Source organism: Streptococcus sp. 1449 (assembly GCF_013276805.1).
GTDB lineage: Bacteria > Bacillota > Bacilli > Lactobacillales > Streptococcaceae > Streptococcus > Streptococcus pseudopneumoniae.
On record NZ_VMLS01000015.1, the window covers coordinates 1 to 20,597 of the forward strand.

Here is a 20,597-nt window from a genome sequence, read left to right on the forward strand (position 1 = left end):
TAGACTTCCTGCGAAACAATATATGGTATAATAGTTCTATGGATTATGAAGCAAGTGAACAACTAACTGATGCACGATTTAAGCTCCTGGTTGGTGTTCAGTGCACGACTTTTGAAGAGATGTTAGCTGTATTAAAAAGAGATTATCAAGGTAAACACGCAAAAGGGGGACGAAAACCTAAACTAAGCCTAGAATACCTTCTTATGGCGACTTCAATATGTGCGAGAATATCGAACTTATGAAGAAATTGCGGCTGATCTTGGTATCCACGAAAGCAACTTAATCCGTCGGAGCCAATGGGTTGAAGTAACTCTTGTTCAAAGGTGGTGTTGCGATTTCAAGAACTCCTCTCAGTTCTGAGGACACGGTAATGATTGATGCGACGGAAGTAAAAATCAATCGTCCTAAAAAACAATTAGCGAATGATTCTGGTAAAAAGAAATGCCACGCTATGAAGGCTCAGGCGATTGTCACAAGCCAAGGGAGAATTGTTTCTTTGGAGATCACTGTGAACTATTGTCATGATATGAAGTTGTTCAAAATGAGTCGCAGAAATATCGGACAAGCTGGTAAAATCTTGGCTGACAGTGCTTATCAAGGGCTCATGAAGCTATATCCTCAAGCGCAAACTCCGAGGAAATCCAGCAAACTCAAGCCGCTAACAGCTGAAGAGAAAGCCTGTAACCATGCGCTATCTAAGGAGAGAATCAAGGTTGAGAATATTTTTGACAAAGTATAGTAGATTGAAACTAGAATAGTACACCTCTACTTCTAAAACATTGTTAGAAATCGATTTGACTGTCTTGATCGATTTGTCCTGTTCTTATTTCATTTCACTATAAAAACGTTTAAAATATCTTCAACAACCTATCGAAATCATCGTAAACACTTCGGATTACGAATGAATTTGATTGCTGGTATTATCAATCATGAACTAGGATTCTAGTTTTGCAGGAAGTCTAATCAAGAGGAAAGTAAATGACGATTAAGGTAATTGCGACAGATATGGATGGGACCTTGCTGGATTCTAGAGGCCAGCTTGATCTCCCACGCTTGGAAAAGATTGTGGATCAGTTGGATCAAAGGGGGATTCGTTTTGTCATCGCGACAGGGAATGAAATTCACCGCATGAGGCAACTACTGGAGCACTTGGTGGATCGAGTGGTTCTGGTTGTTGCCAATGGTGCTCATATTTTTGAAAACAATGAATTGATTCAGGCTCAGACTTGGGATGATGCCATTGTCGATAAGGCTTTGGCTCATTTCGAGGGTCGAGCGTGTCAGGATCAATTTGTTGTAACAGGGATGAAGGGTGGTTTCGTCAAGGAAGGTACCATTTTTACAGACCTTGAAAGTTTTATGACTCCAGAAATGATTGAAGAATTCTACCAACGAATGAATTTTGTGGATGAATTAACCTCTGACCTCTTTGGTGGTGTGCTCAAGATGAGTATGGTTGTTGGTGAGGAACGTTTGAATTCGGTATTGGAAGAAATCAATGACCTCTTTGATGGCCGTGTTCGGGCTGTATCGAGTGGCTATGGTTGCATTGATATCCTCCAAGCTGGAATTCATAAAGCATGGGGCTTGGAAGAATTACTCAAGCGTTGGGACTTGACCCCCCAACAAATCATGGCTTTTGGCGATAGTGAAAATGATGTTGAAATGCTTGAAATGGCTGGAATTGCCTATGCGATGGAAAATGCTGATGACAAAGCCAAAGCTGTGGCGACGGCTCTAGCGCCAGCCAATAGCCAAGGAGGAGTTTACCAAGTATTGGAAAACTGGTTAGAAAAAGGAGAATGAAGTAGCAGTACAGTTATTAGAAAATTGGTTACTAAAGGAACAAGAAAAAATCCAAACCAAGTATCGTCACCTAAATCAGGTTTCAGTTGTAGAGCCAGATATTCTTTTTATTGGGGATTCCATTGTCGAATATTATCCTCTGCAGGAGTTGTTTGGGACTTCAAAGACAATTGTCAATCGAGGAATTTGTGGCTATCAGACAGGACTGTTATTAGAGAATCTGGATGCGCATCTGTACGGTGGGGAGGTAGATAAAATTGTCCTTTTAATTGGGACGAACGATATTGGAAAAGATGTGCCTGTGAATGAGGCTCTCAATAATCTCGAAGCTATCATCAATCCATTGCTCGCGATTATTCACTGACTGAGATAAAATTACTTTCCATTTTGCCAGTTAATGAAGGCGAGGAGTATAAGCAGACAGTCTATATCCGCACGAATGAAAAAATTCAGAACAGGAATCACGCCTATCAAGAGCTTGCTTCTGCCTATATGCAGGTGGAATTTTTGTCAGTTTTTGACAGTTTGACAGACCAGGCGGGCCAACTAAAAAAAGAATATACAACTGATGGACTGCACCTCAGTGTTGCTGGTTATCAGGTTTTGACAAAAGCCTTGAAAGGCTATCTTTACTAAATAGCTAAATAAAGTTAAATTTGAGCATAATATCTTGTAAAAAATTCTAAAATCCTTTAAAATAAAAAGTGATGGAGGAATTTATGAATGTAAATCAGATTGTACGGATTATTCCTACTTTAAAAGTTAATAATAGAAAATTAAATGAAACATTTTATATTGAAACCCTTGGCATGAAGGCCTTGTTAGAGGAATCAGCCTTCCTATCACTAGGGGACCAAACAGGTCTTGAAAAGCTGGTTTTAGAAGAAGCACCAAGCATGCGTACTCGTAAGGTAGAGGGACGAAAAAAATTGGCTAGATTGATTATCAAGGTGGAAAATCCCTTAGAAATCGAGGGACTCTTATCTAAAACAGATTCGATTCATCGATTATATAAAGGTCAAAATGGCTACGCTTTTGAAATTTTTTCACCAGAAGATGATTTGATTTTGATTCATGCAGAAGATGACAGAGCAAGTCTAGTAGAAGTAGGAGAAAAGCCTGAATTTCAAACAGATTTGGCATCAATCTCTTTAAGTAAATTTGAGATTTCTATGGAATTACATCTCCAAACTGATATCGAAAGTTTCTTGGAATCATCTGAAATTGGGGCATCCCTTGATTTTATTCCAGCTCAGGGGAAGGATTTGACTGTGGACAATACGGTTACCTGGGACTTATCTATGCTCAAGTTCTTGGTCAATGAACTAGATATATCAAGTCTTCGCCAGAAGTTTGAGTCTACAGAATATTTTATTCCTAAGTCTGAAAAATTCTTCCTTGGAAAAGATAGAAATAATGTTGAATTGTGGTTTGAAGAAGTATGAAGTGGACCCAGATTATTAAAAAAATAGAAGAACAAATCGAGGCAGGGATTTATCCCGGAGCCTCTTTTGCGTATTTTAAGGACAATCAATGGACGGAGTTCTATATTGGTCAGAGTCACCCAGAGCATGGCTTGCAGACTGAGGCAGGACTAGTTTATGACCTAGCTAGTGTCAGCAAGGTTGTTGGCGTTGGCACCGTTTTTACCTTCTTGTGGGAAAAAGGCAAATTAGATATTGACAGACCGGTAACAGATTTTTTAGCTGAGAGTGATTATCCAGACATCACTATTCGCCAGCTCTTGACTCATGCAACAGACCTTGATCCTTTTATTCCTAATCGTGATCTTTTAACAGCCCCTGAATTAAAGGAAGCGATGTTTCATCTCAACAGACGAAGTCAGCCAGCCTTTCTTTATTCGGATGTCCATTTTTTGCTGTTGGGCTTTATTTTGGAAAGAATTTTTAATCAAGATTTGGATGTGATTTTACAAGAACAAGTTTGGAAACCGTGGGGAATGACGGAAACCCAATTTGGACCTGTTGAGCTTGCTGTTCCAACAGTTAGAGGTGTCGAGGCAGGTCTGGTACATGATCCCAAGGCTCGCCTCTTGGGCAGACATGCAGGTAGTGCTGGTTTGTTTTCGACTGTAAAGGATTTACAAATCTTTTTAGAACACTATTTAGCAGATGATTTTGCAAGAGATTTGAGTCAAAATTTTTCACCTTTGGATGACAAGGAACGTTCTTTGGCATGGAATTTGGAAGGAGATTGGCTAGACCATACGGGCTATACAGGTACCTTTATCATGTGGAATCGTCAGAAGCAAGAAGCGGCCATTTTCCTATCGAATCGTACCTATGAAAAGGATGAGAGGGCTCAATGGATTGTAGACCGCAATCAAGTGATGAACTTGATTCGCAAAGAAGAGTAAGGAGAGACATGTCAAATAGTTTAAAAGGGACTTTACTAACAGTTGTGGCAGGGATAGCTTGGGGCTTGTCAGGAACGAGTGGCCAATACCTGATGGCACACGGAATTTCAGCTCTGGTCTTGACCAACTTGCGCCTTTTAATCGCTGGTGGAATTCTCATGCTCTTGGCTTATGCCACTGCAAAGGATAAAATGCTGGCCTTTTTAACGGATAAGAAGAGTTTGCTGTCTCTTCTTATTTTTGCTCTAATTGGTCTATTCCTCAACCAATTCGCCTATCTAACTGCTATTCAGGAGACCAATGCAGGTACCGCGACAGTACTTCAGTATGTTTGTCCTGTCGGAATTTTGATTTATAGCTGTATCAAGGATAAGGTGGCACCGACACTGGGAGAGATTGTTTCTATCATATTAGCCATCGGAGGAACCTTCCTGATCGCAACACATGGGCAGGTGGACCAGTTATCCATGACACCTGCAGACCTGTTTTGGGGTCTCTTTTCTGCTCTGACTTACGCACTTTATATCATTTTACCCATAGCCTTGATTAAGAAGTGGGGGAGCAGTTTGGTCATTGGTGTGGGAATGGTTATAGCAGGTTTGGTTGCCCTTCCTTTTACAGGAGTTCTACAGACTACTATCCCAACAAGTCTTGATTTTCTCCTCGCTTTTGCGGGCATTATCCTTATCGGGACTGTCTTTGCCTATACAGCCTTTCTAAAAGGAGCCAGTCTGATTGGGCCGGTCAAGTCAAGTTTGTTGGCTTCAATTGAGCCAATTTCGGCTGTTTTCTTTGCTTTCCTAATCATGAATGAACAATTTTATCCCATTGATTTTCTTGGTATGGCAATGATATTGTTTGCTGTAACCCTGATTTCTTTGAAAGATTTAGTCTTAGAAAAATAAAAAGACTCTTTGTCGTCCGTGACAGAGAGTTTTTGCGTAGTATTTTATGCTCAATGAAAATCAAAGAGCAAACTAGGAAACTAGCCGCAGACTGTACTTGAGTACGGCAAGGCGACGTTGACGCGGTTTGAAGAGATTTTCGAAGAGTATTAGTATAGAAAAGTGAATCTGAACTAGTACATCACTGCTTCTAAAACATTCTTATAAATTGATTTAAATTCTCAAATCAATTTATTCAGTTCATATTTCATTTTGCTCTACAATTCTGTTGAGAAGACATGTGTTCATATCAAAAAGGTATTGGCAAGTTGCAATACCTTTTTACGAGTCTCTTTTGTCTTATTTTTGTTTCAACTGACTATATCTCCTATGGTTCTAGTTCAGAAGACTAGGCTATAATTATGATTGATAAGAAGTATCATTCCAAGTATCGAGAGTAAACGTTTCAAAATCATGGGTTTCTAGAATGGTCAGGCTGGCATTTGCTAGACCGCCATCTTTACGAAGAAGTGGTTCTTTATATCCTAGAAGAGTACGAAGACTGGCAGTAAGATTGGCGCCGTGTCCGACAATTAGAATACGCTCAGATGGACTATCTTTTAATGATTTGATAAATTGGATAGTTCGTTGTGTTGTGCTATAGAGGGATTCGGCTCCAAACATTTGAGTGTCAAATTGAGCAAGATTAGTACGGAAAGCCTGGATTTGTTGCGGGTAAATAGCTTCCAAGGTTGCAATTTTCAAACCTTCCAACTTCCCCAGCTGCCATTCACGGAGATTAGGAACGCTTTCTAAAGGACAGGGGGTCCTGAGTTGACTTTGGATAATCTCGGCAGATCTGACCGCTCGAGGTAAATCGCTTGAATAAATCTGATTAAAAGGAATTTCCTTGAGATATTGGCCAAGTTGTTTTAGGGTTTCAATGGATTCAGGAAGAAGGGGAGAATCTCCACTAGCACCTTGAAAACGCCCTTCTTGGTTCCAGACGGTACGACCGTGGCGGACAAAGTAGAGTTTCATTACTTGCTGTCCTCCAAAATATCTACAAAGTCGGCTTTTACAAAGTTAGCCAAGTCTTGTGGCGCGACGATAATGCTGTGACCAACTTCGCCAGCAGAGACAATCATTTGATCCAAGTCTAGGGCGATTTTATCGATAAAAATGGGGTAATTGTGTTTCTGACGAATTCCGACAGGATTATTAGCTCCATGAATGTAACCAGTTGTTTTTTCCAAGTCCTTTTGTGGAATCATGCTCACTTTTTTATTGCCAGAAATTTTAGCTAGTTTCTTTTCAGACAAGTGCTGAGTGATAGGGACAATTCCGATAATCGGTCCTGTCTTGTCTCCCAAAAGAGCCAAGGTTTTGAAAATCTGATCTCGTTCATAACTTTGAGGAAGCTCTCCTTCCAGGGCATTGATTTGAATCCCCTGATGTGGGATACCTGCTTTAGATAGGATTTGTTCCACCAATGTTTTTTTGATTTTAACTTTTTTTGCCATTATTTATACTTATCCTCCAATTGGCTCATCCAAATACCAAGCCAAATTCCCAACGCAAAGAAGAAGGCGATGATGACATACCCAACAAGAGAAAGACCAGTGTATTGGATACTTTCAGCGTTCCCTGCATTTGGAATCAAAATCAAAAGAGTACTTGATAGGACGATACCGATGATGAAATGATAGACGCGTGAGTGGTAGTTGTTTAAGGCATAATCCATCAATTTTGAAAAAATGATGAGAGTTGCGCCTGCTCCGATTCCAATCGGGAAGAAGGTTCCCAAGAGGTCAAAGGTTTTAAAACCAGTCAACATAGGAGCATAGAGTCCCAAAATCAAAAGTAGATTTGATGGACTGAGACCAGGAACTAATACGCCAAGAGCCAGCAGTGCACCAGCTAGGACGAAATTAAGAAAGCTGGCACTTAAGGTTCCAACTACAAAATTTAAGGCATAGAGACCTAGCCCAGAAATGATAAAGGTTGCCCAGAACCAAGCTAAATCAATCTTGTCTCGGTCAGATTCTCGAGTTGATTCTTTAAGAAGGCTAGGAACCGTACCAATGATGGCACCTGCAAAGCTCCATAAGACAAAGACCTGATAATTTTCAAGCAAGTATTCAATCGGATAAGAAAATAAGCCGATTCCCAGAAGCATACCGATGGCAACTGGAATAAAGTACAAAACATTTTCTTTAAAGTCTTTAAAGGGATGGGCCAGAAAACCAATCATTCGTTCATAGATTCCTAAGATTGCTGCTAGAACCCCTCCGGAAATTCCCGGTAAGATAAATCCAAGAGCAATCACAATCCCTTTAATAAGGCGCGCTAACCATGAGAGCATATAGTTCCTCCAACTATTTCTATTTCAAAAAATCCTTACTATATTGTATCACAATCAAACACAAAAAGAAAAAGCAAATGCTAAACAAATGCTTTTAAGGTTTTAAAAAGATTTTTCTAAAGGTTTCTTCTTTGTTTTTTAAGGGAGAGATGACGTTGATATCCAAATCGTGGTCAAAGCCGGCAATTTTTCCTTTAGATGTGTATTGGTGAATATCATAATCTAAGTCAGTTTTAGGACTGCTCTCCAAAAATCCTGAGTTAGAGCCGTAGGACGGAATCCAAACAGAGGTAAACTTGCCTGTATCAATACTATGTTCTTCCATGAAATAGACCCCAACGTAGATGCCGATGTTTTTAGCACCTAGTGATGCTAGTTTTGCTCGAAAGGCTTCAACACCCTCGTTCATATTGGACATGGTTTTGTCTTCTACGTCTAGCCAATAGTAACTAGGGCTGTAAGGAGAGGCAGCATTGTAGAAAACTTCGGCGGCCTTTTCCATTTCTTGGACACTTTTTCCAGCTACATAAGCGTAGACCCCAACTGGGACATTCCGCTTTTGAAGTTCAGTGATATGACTCTTATAAGCCTTGTCTATTCCATTGATAAAGGAAGCATCATTTTCTTTTGTCGTTTGAGCACCACTGTGAACACGAACAATAGCGCCTGAAATATTTTGTGAGAGGGCATCGTAGTTGATTTCCTCAGGACGCTGCCAGCCAGAGAGGTCAATAATCGGTTTGTCTAAGTGTTTCAAAGCCTGTGCTTCAATCTGCGCTATGTTGGATTTTGTTTTAAAGGATTGGTTGTCATTAAGTGGGCGATTGATGATTAAAATGAAAATTATGATCCCAAAAAAACCAAATAAAATAAGTGGATGAATTTGTTTTCTCATATCTTATGATTTTACCCTAAAAATCAAAAAAAATCAAAAAAATGGGTTAAGGAAAGGACTTTGGAGCATTTTTTCATTCAAGAGCGCGGAATGATTTGAAATATGGTATAATAAAAGGGAATTTCTACAGAAAAGAGAAGATTATGTCAAATTTTGCCATTATTTTAGCAGCGGGTAAAGGGACTCGCATGAAATCTGATTTGCCAAAAGTGTTGCACAAGGTTGCGGGTATTTCTATGCTGGAACATGTTTTCCGTAGTGTGGGAGCTATCCAACCTGAAAAGACAGTAACAGTTGTAGGACACAAGGCAGAATTGGTTGAGGAGGTCTTGGCTGGACAGACAGAATTTGTGACTCAATCTGAACAGTTAGGGACAGGCCATGCAGTTATGATGACAGAGCCAATCTTAGAAGGTTTGTCCGGTCACACCTTGGTCATTGCAGGAGATACTCCTTTAATCACTGGTGAAAGTTTGAAAAACTTGATTGATTTCCACATCAATCATAAAAATGTGGCCACTATCTTGACTGCTGAAACGGATAATCCTTTTGGCTATGGACGAATTGTTCGTAATGACAATGCTGAGGTTCTTCGTATTGTTGAGCAAAAGGATGCCACAGATTTTGAAAAACAAATCAAGGAAATCAACACTGGAACATACGTTTTTGACAACGAACGTTTGTTTGAGGCTTTGAAAAATATCAATACCAACAATGCTCAAGGAGAATACTATATCACAGATGTCATTGGCATTTTCCGTGAAGCCGGTGAAAAAGTTGGTGCTTATACTTTGAAAGATTTTGATGAAAGTCTTGGTGTAAATGACCGTGTGGCTCTTGCGACTGCTGAGTCAGTCATGCGTCGTCGTATCAATCATAAACACATGGTCAACGGTGTTAGCTTTGTCAATCCAGAGGCAACTTATATTGATATTGATGTTGAGATTGCGCCTGAAGTTCAAATCGAAGCCAATGTTACCTTGAAGGGGCAAACGAAAATTGGTGCTGGGACTGTTTTGACAAATGGTACTTATGTAGTGAATAGCACTATCGGAGCAAGAGCGATTATTACCAATTCTATGATTGAGGAAAGTAGTGTTGCAGACGGTGTGACAGTCGGTCCTTATGCCCACATTCGTCCAGGTTCAAGTCTGGGTGCCCAAGTTCATATTGGTAACTTTGTTGAGGTGAAAGGTTCTTCAATCGGTGAGAATACTAAGGCTGGTCATTTGACTTATATCGGAAACTGTGAAGTGGGAAGCAAGGTTAATTTCGGTGCAGGAACCATTACAGTCAACTATGATGGTAAAAACAAATACAAGACAGTCATTGGCAACAATGTCTTTGTTGGATCAAATTCAACCATTATTGCGCCAGTAGAACTTGGAGACAATTCCCTCGTTGGTGCTGGTTCAACTATTACCAAAGACGTGCCAGCAGATGCGATTGCTATTGGTCGCGGACATCAGGTCAACAAAGACGAATATGCAACACGTCTTCCTCATCATCCTAATAATCAGTAGGAGCCTATCATGGAATTTGAAGAAAAAACGCTTAGCCGAAAAGAAATCTATCAAGGACCAATATTTAAACTGGTCCAAGATCAGGTTGAATTACCAGAAGGCAAGGGAACTGCCCAACGGGATTTGATTTTCCACAATGGAGCTGTCTGCGTTTTAGCTGTAACAGATGAACAAAAACTTATCTTGGTCAAGCAGTACCGCAAGGCCATCGAGGCTGTCTCTTACGAAATTCCAGCCGGAAAATTAGAAGTAGGAGAAAATACAGACCCTGTAGCAGCTGCTCTTCGTGAATTAGAGGAAGAAACAGCCTATACAGGGAAATTAGAACTCTTATATGATTTTTACTCAGCCATTGGCTTTTGTAATGAAAAGTTAAAACTATACCTAGCCAGTGATTTGACAAAAGTGGAAAATCCGCGTCCGCAGGATGAGGATGAGACCTTGGAAGTCCTTGAAGTGAGCTTAGAAGAAGCCAAGGAATTGATCCAATCAGGTCATATCTGTGATGCCAAGACAATTATGGCTGTACAATATTGGGAATTGCACAAAAAATAGAGGAGGTCAGTATGGGTAAACCTTTATTAACGGATGAAATGATTGAAAGAGCTAATAGAGGCGAAAAAATTTCAGGTCCTCCTTTGCTAGATGATAATGAGGAGACTAAGATTTTACCAACCTCTTCTTCCCGTTTTGGTTATGCCAATCCTAAGGGACATGGCTTTAGTCAGGAAACCTTGAAGATTCAGGTTGAACCATCTATTCATAAAAGTCGTCGCATTGAAAATACCAAGAGAAATGTCTTCAATTCTAAGTTGAATAAGATTTTATTTGCAGTCATCTTTCTCTTGATTTTGCTTGTCTTAGCAATGAAACTTTTGTAATAGAAAAGGAATTGAAATGAAAATAGGAATTATTGCAGCTATGCCAGAAGAACTAGCTTATTTGGTCCAGCATTTAGAAAATGCCCAAGAGCAAGTTGTCTTAGGAAATACCTATCATAAAGGCACCATTGCTTCTCATGAAGTCGTTCTTGTAGAGAGTGGAATTGGTAAGGTCATGTCTGCTATGAGTGTGGCGATTTTGGCTGATCATTTTCAAGTGGATGCTTTGATTAACACGGGATCTGCTGGAGCAGTAGCAGAGGGTATCGCTGTTGGGGATGTCGTGATTGCTGACAAATTAGCCTATCATGATGTGGATGTCACAGCTTTTGGCTATGCTTATGGACAAATGGCGCAACAACCGCTTTATTTCGAATCAGATAAAACCTTTGTTGCCAAAATCCAAGAGAGTTTATCTCAATTGGACCAGAACTGGTATCTTGGTTTGATTGCTACAGGAGATAGTTTTGTTGCAGGAAATGATAAGATAGAAGCGATTAAGTCTCATTTCCCAGAAGTTTTAGCAGTTGAGATGGAAGGAGCAGCTATTGCTCAGGCATCGCATGCTCTTAATCTTCCAGTCTTAGTCATCCGAGCTATGAGTGACAATGCCAACCATGAAGCAAACATCTCTTTTGATGAGTTTATTATCGAAGCTGGACGTCGCTCTGCCCAAGTCTTATTAGCCTTTTTGAAGGCCTTAAATTAAGCGAAAATTTGACAGTTTTTCTAGCTTATGATAAGATTTAAGTAAAGAAAAGCTAGAAAACGTTTCAGAGGATATTATGAGTATTGAAATGACCGTCAGTGAGATTGCAGAGGTCTTAGGATTATCTCGCCAAGCAATCAATAACCGTGTCAAAGAATTACCAGAAGAAGACACAGATAAAAATGACAAAGGGGTAACAGTCGTTACCAGAAGTGGCTTGATTAAGCTAGAAGAAATCTATAAAAAAACGATTTTTGAAGATGAGCCTGTCAGTGAAGATGTCAAGCAACGTGAACTGATGGAGATTCTGGTTGATGAGAAGAATGCAGAAATTCTTCGTCTTTATGAACAATTAAAAGCCAAGGATCGTCAGTTATCAGAAAAAGACGAGCAGATGCGTATCAAAGACCGTCAGATTGCTGAGAAAGACAAACAACTCGATCAGCAACAACAATTGACCCTTCAAGCCATGAAGGATCAAGAAAATCTTAAGCTAGAGCTGGACCAAGCAAAAGAAGAAGTCCAATCCACTAAGAAAGGCTTTTTTGCTCGTTTATTTGGAGGATAATCAAGGAGCTGTTTAGGTTACATGCTAACCTGATGGCTTCTTTTGTTTGTGAATAGTATAGTTGATTAGAATAGAGACAGTAGAGGAGAGGTAGAGAATGGAACGATTAGAAGATTACATTGCTTTTGATTTAGAATTTAATCAGCACGAAGGACAAACACACTTGATTCAAGTATCGGCAGTGCGTTTTAGAGATGGTCGGGAAATCGATGCTTATGATTCCTATGTTCATACCAGTGTCCCTCTAAAAAGCTTTATCAATGGTTTGACCGGGATTACAGCTGAGACCTTAAAAGATGCTCCTCCAGTTGAGAAAGTCTTAGAAGAATTCCAAGAGTTTGTGGGTTCTTTGCTGATGATAGGCTACAATGCTGCTAAAAGTGATTTACCTATTTTAGCAGAGCATGGTTTAGACTATAGCCAACAGTACAAGGTGGATTTGTATGATGAAGCTTTTGAACGTCGGAGTTCAGATTTACATGGTATTGCCAATCTCAAATTGCAAACTGTTGCCTCATTTCTTGGATTTCAAGGTCAGTCTCATAATAGTTTAGAGGATGCTCGGATGACGGCGCGTGTTTACGAATCCTTCTTAGAGTCGGATCAAGCTAGGGAATTGTTAGAGACAGAAAGTAGCTTATCAAACAATCCTTTTGGTGGCTTGGACTTGTCTCAATTATTTGACTAGGAGTGCCTATGAAACCTGAAAAACCTAAAAAATTGGGTCTTAAACAGATTTACCTCAATCTTGATAAAATCCTCTTTCTATTTTTCTTGATTTTTATGATAGTGGAGTATTTGTGGGTACCATTCAATTCATGGTTGGCTAGCTTCTTATTAGATCAGACAGGTTATCTTTTTATTTCCTATAACAATGTCTTAGCCATCCTTACTCATTCTCCATTGATTAGTCTAGCTTTTTTAGCCTTGATTGTAATTAACCTTCTGGTTGCTTATTTTCAAATAGGACTCCTCTTTATTGGTGCTCGTCATCTCCTCTATCATGAAAAGCGAAGGCTAATTGAGTATATCCGCAAGGTTTTCCATGAAAGTTTTGGATTTATGAAAAAGCTAACTTGCGCTAAAGCCTTGTTTATCTTTTTCTATATAGCTATGCTTTTTCCTTTTATACGGAAAATGCTGAAGATTTATTATCTTAATAAAATCGTCATTCCAGAGTTTATCCAAGCTTATTTAGAAGATAAATATTGGATGTGGTGGTTGAGCATCCTACTTCTATCTCTTATCTTTCTCTATGTCTCTGTCAGATTGATGTTTGCCCTTCCGAAGATTGTATATGATCAGCTGACTGTTCGAGAATCAGTGATGTTTAGCTTGGAGAAAACCAAGAAGAGAGTTACTTTTTATGCTTGGAATTTATTTTACATCTTGCTCAAAGCACATTTATTATTTTATCTTCCTTTGATTCCTTTATTATTGGCTCAAACTTTGGTAGATGATATCACTCAGAGAGAGTCTCTGATTCTTGGTATTTTGAATTTTGTCATGATTAAAAATCTCTATTATATGGCTCTGACTTATTTTTTGGTTAAATTTGTTTCATTTTTGACAGGAAAGGAGCTGGATATGCTTCCTAGGAGAGAAAAAGATCACATCGTGCGATGGGGTGTCATGACTTGTGCCAGTCTTTTCTTTGCCTTAGAAGGTTATATTTATCTGGAGGCTCCCATGGTTCATCTACCTCAACTTATTTCTCACCGAGGGGTTTCCAATGCAAATGGGATTCAAAATACAGTAGAGTCCTTGGAAACTACAGCACAACTCAAACCAGACTTGGTGGAGACGGACGTGCAGGAAACAAAAGATGGGCAGTTTGTCATGATGCATGATGCTAACTTGAAAAATCTAGCAGGTATCAATAAAAGTCCTCAAGACTTAAACTTGGAGGAGCTTAAAGGGATTGATATTTTTGAAAATGGCTACCAGACTAAAATTTCAAGCTTTGAAGATTATCTCAGTCGAGCCAACGAACTTGGTCAAAAATTACTAATTGAAATTAAAACCAGTAAAAAAGATAGTCCAGACATGATGAACCACTTTTTAGCCCGTTATGCTGCAAAGCTCAAGATTTATGGACATCAAATCCAGTCTTTAGACTACCATGTTGTCGAAAAAGTAAGACAGTATGATGCCGAACTGCCAGTTTATTTCATCATGCCCTACAATTCTGTCTTTCCTAAAACAAGGGCGACAGGATATACTATGGAGTACTCGACCTTGGATGAATATTTTGTAAGCAAACTATGGACAACGGATCAGAAACTTTATGTCTGGACTGTCAATGATTCAGAAGCTATCAATAAATCGCTTCACTTAGGAGTAGATGGAGTGATTACAGATGATTTGGAAAAAGTTCAGTGGGAAATAGAAGTAGCCCAAGAAGATCCAGAATATACGGATTTGCTCTTGAAAAAAGCATTGGAATTCTTTGAATTTTAGTAATAAAAAAGAGGAACAACTATTCCTTCCGTGATAGGTAAGTATTTTTCGGAGAGCCTGTTTTTTTATTTGCTGAGTCTAGGATAGTTCTTGCTGGCGATAGATAGCAAGACGAACAGCTTCTTTTGAATGTCATATAAATTTAAAATTTCTGAAAATAACGAAAAATATACTAAATTTACAAATAAGGAGCCTCTAAATCCTTTAAAATAAGAAATATATATATATATATAATCATCGATTTTCTAAAACAAAGTGAGGTTGAAGGAAGGGAACTAAGTTGATATAATGAAGTATTAGTAGACAATGGGCCTTTTTGTCATTTGTTTAAGATGAAAAAAGGTCATGTTTTCCTGTTTTTATTGCGAGTTGATGCCTGCATGAACATGGCTAGAGGAGCAAAGACAGGGTAGAAAGAAAGGAAAAACTATGAAACAGTTTAAAATGAATGAGCGTCAACGCTTTTCTATACGCAAGTTTTCAATTGGAGCAGTCTCAGTCTTGCTAGGGTCTGTCTTTTTTATAGCTAATCCAGCGACAGAAGTCCAGGCGGCGGAAGTAAATACAGAAGTGGTCAGTCAGGATGGAAATGGCAACACTGGGAATCCATCTGTCTTACCGCCATCAGATACAAGCAATCAAAATCTTAACGTAGAACAAGAAGGAGCTAAACCAAACACTCAAGAGACAGAGAAAAAAAGAGCCAGGAACTTCATCTAAAGATAGTGAAGGAAAAGCTAAGTCAACAGTAGAGAATAAAGGTGATGAAAAAGTTGATGGTGTAGTTAAACCTGTATCTGGTGAATTATCTACTGTGTCCGAGGTAGAAAAAGATAAAAAAGAAGTACAACCAGAGTTGGAAGAAAAATCCTCAATTATCAAAGAAGAAGCTAATAGAGAAGATAAGATAGATCAATCTCAAGAAGAAGATGGGGATCAGTTATATGATAAATTGATAGATGCATCTAAAAGATTGAAAGAATCCAATCCTGAGTCGGCAGCAGCTTTTAAAAACTTAGCAGATACTATCAACGAAAAGTTAGGACTTTCAGACGACGGAAAGATTTCTGGAGAACTTGTCGAAAAAGCTCACAAGTTACTAGATGGTAATCAAGTGATGATGTCAAAAAATGATAGTGAGGAAAATTCTGAGGAAAGAGGAGTTCATGTAAGAAAAAGACGGAATATAGCAGGATTAACAATTGGGAGATGGAATGCAGTACGTAAACAAATAGAAGTTTCTAATATACTAGTAGTACCAGGTGGAGATAGAGTATTTGGTAATATTTTGAAAATTAGTGCTAAATCAAATCATGAGAAAATTACTAGCATATCTGTAACTGGTCATGAAAACATGGGGTTAAAGGTCGAATCTTCTGTCAATGGGAGTGAAGCATCTTTGACTTTCGACGGAATTACTCCGCGCAGGGGTCAGTATTTATTGAATGTAACAGTAACTACTTCAAGCGGTAGTCAGACGACACAATTTGGATACTATCTCCCTTTTCAGAAGCCGACTATTAATACACCAAATGATAGTACAGATGCAAGTGTCCCGAGCTTAGCAGGTAAAGCTAATGAAAAACCTAATATTGATGTGACAATTCCTTATGTTCCTAAATTACCTAATGGCGCAAAGATGAAAGTATATTTGGTAACCGGAGGTTCGGATATTTCTAATTATGGAGGGAGTACGGATGGATTAGCTTATCCGGAAGGTTATAATATACTTGCCTCTAAAGATATATCTCCTAATAATGATGGGGATGGTTCTGCACGCCAAATTACTATTACCCAGTCTGATTATAAGTCTGGAGTTAATAAGATAGGAACAGATAAATTTAGAGCACTCACTGTTATCGAAGTAAATAATAACGTAAACGATGGTAATCCACGAGAACGTGGTTCCTGGTTTAGTGATGAAAGAAGAGCGACAGCACCAGTAGCTAAAGAAGCAACACCTGAAAAACCAACAGTTGCCTCTAGCGAAGCGAATGCCAATGTAACGGTAACACCAAGTGCGAATGCAGACCATGTAGAAATTAGCATTGGAAGCGACAAAGTTGTAGCTACGAAATCAGGGTCAAGCTGGAGCCTAACACCAACAAAATCAGGTGTCAGCATTGATGGAGTAAGTGGTGTTGTTACAATTTCCCATAATGCGGCTAGTGCAGGAACTCAAGTAAGTGCGACAGCTAAACATGGTAATAGTGAAGTTAGTGCTTCTTCAACACCAGTCAGCTTGCCATCAAAACGATATTATCCAATTCCCGATTCGTATAACGTAACATCGCAACCATCTACTCCTACTCAGCCAGACCAAGGAGCTACTGAGACTCCAACAGCTCCATCTGAGCCAGCTCCACAACCGTCTCAACCAACTGCTTCGGGTCAACCTGCAAGTCCTGCTCCAGCTCCGACTCAAGCACCTAGAGCGGCAGCAAGTCCTTCAGTTAGCTCAACGAGCACGCAAGCTCCAGCTCAAGAGCAAGTTGACAAGTCTGAACTTCGTGCCTTGACTCAAGAGTTAGACCAACGCTTGAAAGCTTTGGCAACAGTATCTAATCCGAAAATCGATGCAGCCAAGGCGGTCCTCCTAGATGCTCAAAAAGCTCTGGAAGATAGTGCCTTGACAGAGCAAGGTCTACGTACTGCAGTAGAGTCTGTGAAGGCTGCCTTGGACTCTCTCAAAGATGTGAAAGCAAATGCTAGCGACAGCAAGCCTGCACAGGACAAGAAAGATGCCAAACAAGGAACGGAAGATAGTAAGGATTCAGATAAGATGACTGAAACAAACTCAGTTCCAGCAGGAGTGATTGTAGTCGGTCTACTCGCCCTTCTAGGTGTGATTGCCTTCTGGTTGGTTCGCCGTAAGAAAGAGTCAGAAATCCAGCAATTAAGCACGGAATTGACAAAAGTTCTTGGACAGCTAGATGCAGAAAAAGTAGATAAAAAAGTCCTTGCTAAAGCCCAAAACCTTCTCCAAGAAACCCTTGATTTCGTGAAAGAGGAAAATGGCTCAGCAGAGACAGAAGCTAAACTAGTAGAGGAGCTTAAAGTAATCCTTGCCAAACTCAAGTAAAACTTGATTTATGAAATGTCAGATCTAAAAGACATTTTCGTTCACAAAAGCAGCGACGAGTAACCCTTGTCGTTGCTTTTTGGCTATTTTGGGGGATAAGATCCGCCTTGACTAGCAAAAGAAAAGATTGGTCCAGTAGTGCCCGATACGATTTTGCGTAGCAGAAAGCATACAAATGAAATTGAATATAGTAAAATAGGATTAGAAATCTTAAGAAAGTTGGTTCTTTATTGGAAACGATAGTATTTTCAATTTCCGTTTTTTTAGCAGGGGTCTTGTCCTTCTTTTCTCCCTGTATTTTTCCTCTTCTGCCAGTCTATGCTGGGATTTTATTGGATGATCAGGAAAGCGCAAAAAGCTTTTCTTTATTTGGGAGAAAGGTTCTCTGGTCAGGCTTGATTCGAACACTTTGCTTTATCGCAGGTATTTCACTCATTTTCTTTATTCTAGGCTTTGGTGCTGGTTACTTTGGTCATATTCTCTATGCAAATTGGTTTCGATATGTTATGGGAACAATTATTATCATTTTGGGACTTCACCAGATGGAAATTTTTCATTTTAAGAAATTAGAGGTTCAAAAAAGCTTTACTTTTAAGAAATCAGAAGCCAATCGTTATTGGTCAGCCTTTTTACTCGGTATTACCTTTAGCTTTGGTTGGACGCCTTGTATTGGTCCAGTTTTAAGTTCTGTTTTAGCGCTTGCGGCTTCTGGAGGCAATGGAGCTTGGCAAGGTGCTATCTATACTCTTATTTACACTCTGGGGATGGCTCTTCCTTTCTTGGTCTTGGCTCTAGCTTCAGGTCTAGTCATGCCTTATTTTAGTAAAATCAAACGTCATATGATGCTAATGAAGAAAATTGGTGGTTTCCTCATTATTTTAATGGGAATTTTGTTACTATTAGGACAAGTAAATGTTCTAGCTGGAATTTTTGAATAAAGGAGAAAATGATGAAAAAAGTAATGTTTGCTGGCTTAAGTCTCTTGTCATTAGTTGTATTGATAGCCTGTGGTGAGGAAGAAACTAAAAAAACTCAAGCCCCACAACAGCCAAAACAAGAAACGCCTGTACAGCAAATTGCTGTTGGGAAAGATGCTCCAGACTTCACCTTGCAATCCATGGATGGTAAAGAAGTCAAGTTATCTGATTTTAAGGGTAAAAAGGTTTACTTGAAGTTTTGGGCTTCCTGGTGTGGTCCATGTAAGAAAAGTATGCCTGAGTTGATGGAATTAGCTGCAAAACCAGATCGCGATTTTGAAATTCTTACTGTCATTGCACCAGGAATTCAAGGTGAAAAAACTGTTAATCAATTCCCACAATGGTTCCAAGAACAAGGATATAAAGATATCCCAGTTCTTTATGATACTAAAGCAACAACCTTCCAAGCTTATCAAATTCGAAGCATTCCTACAGAATACCTAATTGATAGTCAAGGAAAGATTGGAAAGATTCAATTTGGTGCTATCAGTAATGCGGATGCAGAAGCAGCATTTAAAGAAATGAACTAGAATCGATAAAAATCTGATTACAAGATGTAGTCAGATTTTTTTTTAGAAAAATATTTTATAAATAGTCACAAATCTCCTATATTTATGGTAAAATAGAATCATCATTTTATTTGGAGAAGAAATATGAATATATTTAGAACAAAGAATGTAAGTTTGGATAAAACGGAGATGCACAGGCATTTGAAGTTATGGGATTTGATTTTGCTGGGTATCGGAGCCATGGTAGGGACAGGCATCTTTACAATTACAGGTACTGCAGCTGCCACACTTGCTGGTCCAGCCCTAGTGATTTCAATCGTCATTTCTGCCTTGTGTGTGGGATTATCAGCCCTCTTTTTTGCAGAATTTGCTTCACGAGTACCTGCTACAGGTGGTGCCTACAGTTATCTCTATGCTATTTTAGGAGAATTCCCAGCCTGGTTGGCTGGTTGGTTAACCATGATGGAGTTCATGACAGCCATATCAGGCGTAGCTTCGGGTTGGGCAGCTTATTTTAAAGGCTTGCTCTCTCAATACGGGATAGCCCTTCCTCAGCCTTTAAATGGTACCTTTAATCCTCAAGCAGGGACATTTGTTGATTTATTGCCTATTCTTGTCTTGGTCTTGGTGACCTCGCTTGTTTTACTCAATGCTAAAGCAGCCTTACGCTTTAATTCTATTCTAGTTATTTTGAAATTCTCGGCTTTAGCTCTCTTTGTTTTAGTAGGAATTTGGCATATCAAACTTGATAATTGGAGTAATTTTGCTCCTTATGGTTTTGGACAAATCTATGGTGCTAGTACTGGTATTATGGCTGGTGCCTCCTTGATGTTCTTCGGTTTTTTGGGATTTGAATCCATCTCTATGGCTGTAGATGAGGTCAAGACTCCTCAAAAAAATATTCCTAGAGGGATTGTCTTATCGCTTTCTATCGTAACCATTCTCTATGCCTTGGTGACGCTTGTTTTGACTGGTGTGGTTCACTATAGTCATTTAAATGTCAATGATGCCGTTGCCTTTGCCCTTCGTAGCGTTGGGATCAGTTGGGCAGCCAACTATGTGTCATTAGTGGCTATCTTGACCTTGATTACAGTTTGTATCTCGATGACCTATGCCCTATCGCGTATGATTTACAGTTTAGCGCGCGATGGCTTAATGCCTGCCGCCTTTAAAGAACTAACGAAGACTAGCAAGGTACCAAAGAATGCTACTATTTTAACAGGTCTAGCTTCAGCAGTAGCAGCAGGAATCTTCCCGCTAGCTAGTATTGCAGCCTTCTTAAACATTTGTACCTTGGCCTACTTAATCATGCTGGCTTACGGCCTGATTCGCTTACGGAAAGAAAAAGGGATGCCAAAAGCTGGGGAATTTAAAACACCCTTGGTACCCCTGTTACCGATTTTATCAATCATCATTTGTTTATCCTTTATGTTACAGTATAATATGGAAACTTGGATTGCTTTCCTAGTTGCCTTGTTAGTAGGAAGTATTATTTACTTCACTTATGGCTATAAGCATTCTACCATAGAAGAATAAAGTAAAAGTCTGTTGAGTTGTTGAA

Annotated in this window: 20 protein-coding genes and 4 pseudogenes; 20 read left to right on the forward strand and 4 right to left on the reverse strand. The window is 39.3% G+C overall.

Annotated elements, in window-relative coordinates; translation table 11 throughout:
• Positions 1-38 precede the first annotated feature (38 nt).
• From HT687_RS04385 to HT687_RS04415, 7 genes and pseudogenes are all read left to right on the forward strand, one after another.
• Positions 39-736: pseudogene (locus HT687_RS04385) on the forward strand (IS5 family transposase); the annotation flags it as partial.
• A gap of 102 nt (positions 737-838) precedes the next feature.
• Positions 839-946 (forward strand): annotated as a pseudogene (locus tag HT687_RS04390) (IS5/IS1182 family transposase); the annotation flags it as partial.
• Between the two features lie 32 nt (positions 947-978).
• Positions 979-1,806 (forward strand): HAD family hydrolase, encoded by an 828-nt coding sequence (locus HT687_RS04395; RefSeq protein WP_054394570.1) that lies wholly within the window; start codon positions 979-981, stop codon positions 1,804-1,806.
• Positions 1,807-1,855: 49 nt separating this feature from the next.
• Positions 1,856-2,442 (forward strand): annotated as a pseudogene (locus HT687_RS04400) (SGNH/GDSL hydrolase family protein).
• 83 nt (positions 2,443-2,525) lie between these two features.
• Positions 2,526-3,251, forward strand: a complete 726-nt coding sequence (locus HT687_RS04405) for a CppA family protein (protein WP_023936414.1) — start codon at positions 2,526-2,528, stop codon at positions 3,249-3,251.
• Positions 3,248-4,183: a serine hydrolase gene (locus tag HT687_RS04410; protein ID WP_000872315.1), complete on the forward strand. Its 936-nt coding sequence runs from the start codon at positions 3,248-3,250 to the stop codon at positions 4,181-4,183. The genes HT687_RS04405 and HT687_RS04410 overlap by 4 nt, the downstream gene beginning before the upstream one ends.
• A gap of 8 nt (positions 4,184-4,191) precedes the next feature.
• Positions 4,192-5,088, forward strand: coding sequence for a DMT family transporter (locus HT687_RS04415; RefSeq protein ID WP_000071685.1), 897 nt, complete (start codon positions 4,192-4,194; stop codon positions 5,086-5,088).
• A 399-nt stretch (positions 5,089-5,487) separates the two neighbouring features.
• Here the strand turns inward: HT687_RS04415 and HT687_RS04420 are convergent, their stop codons facing one another.
• From HT687_RS04420 to HT687_RS04435, 4 genes are all read right to left on the reverse strand, one after another.
• Positions 5,488-6,108: a histidine phosphatase family protein gene (locus HT687_RS04420; protein WP_023937379.1), complete on the reverse strand. Its 621-nt coding sequence runs from the start codon at positions 6,106-6,108 to the stop codon at positions 5,488-5,490.
• On the reverse strand, positions 6,108-6,590 hold the full coding sequence (locus HT687_RS04425) for an aminoacyl-tRNA deacylase (RefSeq protein ID WP_023937377.1): 483 nt from the start codon (positions 6,588-6,590) through the stop codon (positions 6,108-6,110). Before HT687_RS04425 ends, HT687_RS04420 begins: the two co-directional genes overlap by 1 nt.
• Positions 6,590-7,432, reverse strand: coding sequence for a DUF368 domain-containing protein (locus HT687_RS04430; protein ID WP_023937375.1), 843 nt, complete (start codon positions 7,430-7,432; stop codon positions 6,590-6,592). The genes HT687_RS04425 and HT687_RS04430 overlap by 1 nt, the downstream gene beginning before the upstream one ends.
• 94 nt (positions 7,433-7,526) lie before the next feature.
• Positions 7,527-8,327: a glycoside hydrolase family 25 protein gene (locus HT687_RS04435; protein WP_054388320.1), complete on the reverse strand. Its 801-nt coding sequence runs from the start codon at positions 8,325-8,327 to the stop codon at positions 7,527-7,529.
• A gap of 143 nt (positions 8,328-8,470) precedes the next feature.
• Here HT687_RS04435 and glmU point away from each other — a divergent pair, with 143 nt between their 5' ends.
• The 13 genes and pseudogenes from glmU to HT687_RS04500 all read left to right on the forward strand — a co-directional run bounded on the left by glmU (position 8,471) and on the right by HT687_RS04500 (position 20,572).
• Positions 8,471-9,850: a bifunctional UDP-N-acetylglucosamine diphosphorylase/glucosamine-1-phosphate N-acetyltransferase GlmU gene (gene glmU / locus HT687_RS04440; RefSeq protein WP_054388322.1), complete on the forward strand. Its 1,380-nt coding sequence runs from the start codon at positions 8,471-8,473 to the stop codon at positions 9,848-9,850.
• A gap of 9 nt (positions 9,851-9,859) precedes the next feature.
• On the forward strand, positions 9,860-10,405 hold the full coding sequence (locus HT687_RS04445; RefSeq protein ID WP_000393816.1) for an NUDIX hydrolase: 546 nt from the start codon (positions 9,860-9,862) through the stop codon (positions 10,403-10,405).
• An 11-nt stretch (positions 10,406-10,416) separates the two neighbouring features.
• Positions 10,417-10,731, forward strand: coding sequence for a cell wall synthase accessory phosphoprotein MacP (gene macP / locus HT687_RS04450; RefSeq protein ID WP_000517867.1), 315 nt, complete (start codon positions 10,417-10,419; stop codon positions 10,729-10,731).
• A gap of 16 nt (positions 10,732-10,747) precedes the next feature.
• Positions 10,748-11,440 carry a 5'-methylthioadenosine/adenosylhomocysteine nucleosidase gene (locus HT687_RS04455; protein WP_172924093.1) on the forward strand — a complete coding sequence of 231 codons (693 nt, stop codon included), beginning with the start codon at positions 10,748-10,750 and terminating at the stop codon, positions 11,438-11,440.
• 76 nt (positions 11,441-11,516) lie between these two features.
• Entirely contained in the window at positions 11,517-12,008 is a 492-nt protein-coding gene (gene rocS, locus HT687_RS04460; RefSeq protein ID WP_000021242.1) for a chromosome segregation protein RocS, read from the forward strand.
• Between the two features lie 97 nt (positions 12,009-12,105).
• A complete protein-coding gene (locus HT687_RS04465; protein ID WP_000440254.1) occupies positions 12,106-12,696 on the forward strand; it encodes a 3'-5' exonuclease in 591 nt (196 codons plus the stop codon).
• Between the two features lie 8 nt (positions 12,697-12,704).
• Positions 12,705-14,468 carry a glycerophosphodiester phosphodiesterase gene (locus HT687_RS04470; RefSeq protein WP_171039211.1) on the forward strand — a complete coding sequence of 588 codons (1,764 nt, stop codon included), beginning with the start codon at positions 12,705-12,707 and terminating at the stop codon, positions 14,466-14,468.
• Between the two features lie 429 nt (positions 14,469-14,897).
• Positions 14,898-15,188: a YSIRK-type signal peptide-containing protein gene (locus tag HT687_RS04475; protein ID WP_007284790.1), complete on the forward strand. Its 291-nt coding sequence runs from the start codon at positions 14,898-14,900 to the stop codon at positions 15,186-15,188.
• Between the two features lie 1,720 nt (positions 15,189-16,908).
• Positions 16,909-17,106: pseudogene (locus HT687_RS04480) on the forward strand (hypothetical protein); the annotation flags it as partial.
• 27 nt (positions 17,107-17,133) lie between these two features.
• Positions 17,134-17,550, forward strand: coding sequence for a transmembrane domain-containing protein (locus HT687_RS04485; RefSeq protein ID WP_025170644.1), 417 nt, complete (start codon positions 17,134-17,136; stop codon positions 17,548-17,550).
• A 230-nt stretch (positions 17,551-17,780) separates the two neighbouring features.
• A complete protein-coding gene (gene ccdA2 / locus HT687_RS04490) occupies positions 17,781-18,488 on the forward strand; it encodes a thiol-disulfide oxidoreductase-associated membrane protein CcdA2 (RefSeq protein ID WP_014017248.1) in 708 nt (235 codons plus the stop codon).
• An 11-nt stretch (positions 18,489-18,499) separates the two neighbouring features.
• Complete coding sequence (gene sdbB / locus HT687_RS04495; protein ID WP_000757366.1) at positions 18,500-19,057, forward strand: thiol-disulfide oxidoreductase-associated lipoprotein SdbB; 558 nt, start codon at positions 18,500-18,502, stop codon at positions 19,055-19,057.
• A 123-nt stretch (positions 19,058-19,180) separates the two neighbouring features.
• On the forward strand, positions 19,181-20,572 hold the full coding sequence (locus HT687_RS04500; RefSeq protein WP_001020307.1) for an amino acid permease: 1,392 nt from the start codon (positions 19,181-19,183) through the stop codon (positions 20,570-20,572).
• The last annotated feature ends 25 nt before the right edge of the window (positions 20,573-20,597 follow it).

Excerpts from the sequence above, each read along its gene's own strand:
- HT687_RS04395 (WP_054394570.1), top strand. The coding sequence starts at position 979 with ATGACGATTAAGGTAATTGCGACAGATATGGATGGGACCTTGCTGGAT.
- HT687_RS04405 (WP_023936414.1), top strand. The coding sequence starts at position 2,526 with ATGAATGTAAATCAGATTGTACGGATTATTCCTACTTTAAAAGTTAAT.
- HT687_RS04410 (WP_000872315.1), top strand. The coding sequence starts at position 3,248 with ATGAAGTGGACCCAGATTATTAAAAAAATAGAAGAACAAATCGAGGCA.
- HT687_RS04415 (WP_000071685.1), top strand. The coding sequence starts at position 4,192 with ATGTCAAATAGTTTAAAAGGGACTTTACTAACAGTTGTGGCAGGGATA.
- HT687_RS04420 (WP_023937379.1), bottom strand. The coding sequence starts at position 6,108 with ATGAAACTCTACTTTGTCCGCCACGGTCGTACCGTCTGGAACCAAGAA.
- HT687_RS04425 (WP_023937377.1), bottom strand. The coding sequence starts at position 6,590 with ATGGCAAAAAAAGTTAAAATCAAAAAAACATTGGTGGAACAAATCCTA.
- HT687_RS04430 (WP_023937375.1), bottom strand. The coding sequence starts at position 7,432 with ATGCTCTCATGGTTAGCGCGCCTTATTAAAGGGATTGTGATTGCTCTT.
- HT687_RS04435 (WP_054388320.1), bottom strand. The coding sequence starts at position 8,327 with ATGAGAAAACAAATTCATCCACTTATTTTATTTGGTTTTTTTGGGATC.
- glmU (WP_054388322.1), top strand. The coding sequence starts at position 8,471 with ATGTCAAATTTTGCCATTATTTTAGCAGCGGGTAAAGGGACTCGCATG.
- HT687_RS04445 (WP_000393816.1), top strand. The coding sequence starts at position 9,860 with ATGGAATTTGAAGAAAAAACGCTTAGCCGAAAAGAAATCTATCAAGGA.
- macP (WP_000517867.1), top strand. The coding sequence starts at position 10,417 with ATGGGTAAACCTTTATTAACGGATGAAATGATTGAAAGAGCTAATAGA.
- HT687_RS04455 (WP_172924093.1), top strand. The coding sequence starts at position 10,748 with ATGAAAATAGGAATTATTGCAGCTATGCCAGAAGAACTAGCTTATTTG.
- rocS (WP_000021242.1), top strand. The coding sequence starts at position 11,517 with ATGAGTATTGAAATGACCGTCAGTGAGATTGCAGAGGTCTTAGGATTA.
- HT687_RS04465 (WP_000440254.1), top strand. The coding sequence starts at position 12,106 with ATGGAACGATTAGAAGATTACATTGCTTTTGATTTAGAATTTAATCAG.
- HT687_RS04470 (WP_171039211.1), top strand. The coding sequence starts at position 12,705 with ATGAAACCTGAAAAACCTAAAAAATTGGGTCTTAAACAGATTTACCTC.
- HT687_RS04475 (WP_007284790.1), top strand. The coding sequence starts at position 14,898 with ATGAAACAGTTTAAAATGAATGAGCGTCAACGCTTTTCTATACGCAAG.
- sdbB (WP_000757366.1), top strand. The coding sequence starts at position 18,500 with ATGAAAAAAGTAATGTTTGCTGGCTTAAGTCTCTTGTCATTAGTTGTA.
- HT687_RS04500 (WP_001020307.1), top strand. The coding sequence starts at position 19,181 with ATGAATATATTTAGAACAAAGAATGTAAGTTTGGATAAAACGGAGATG.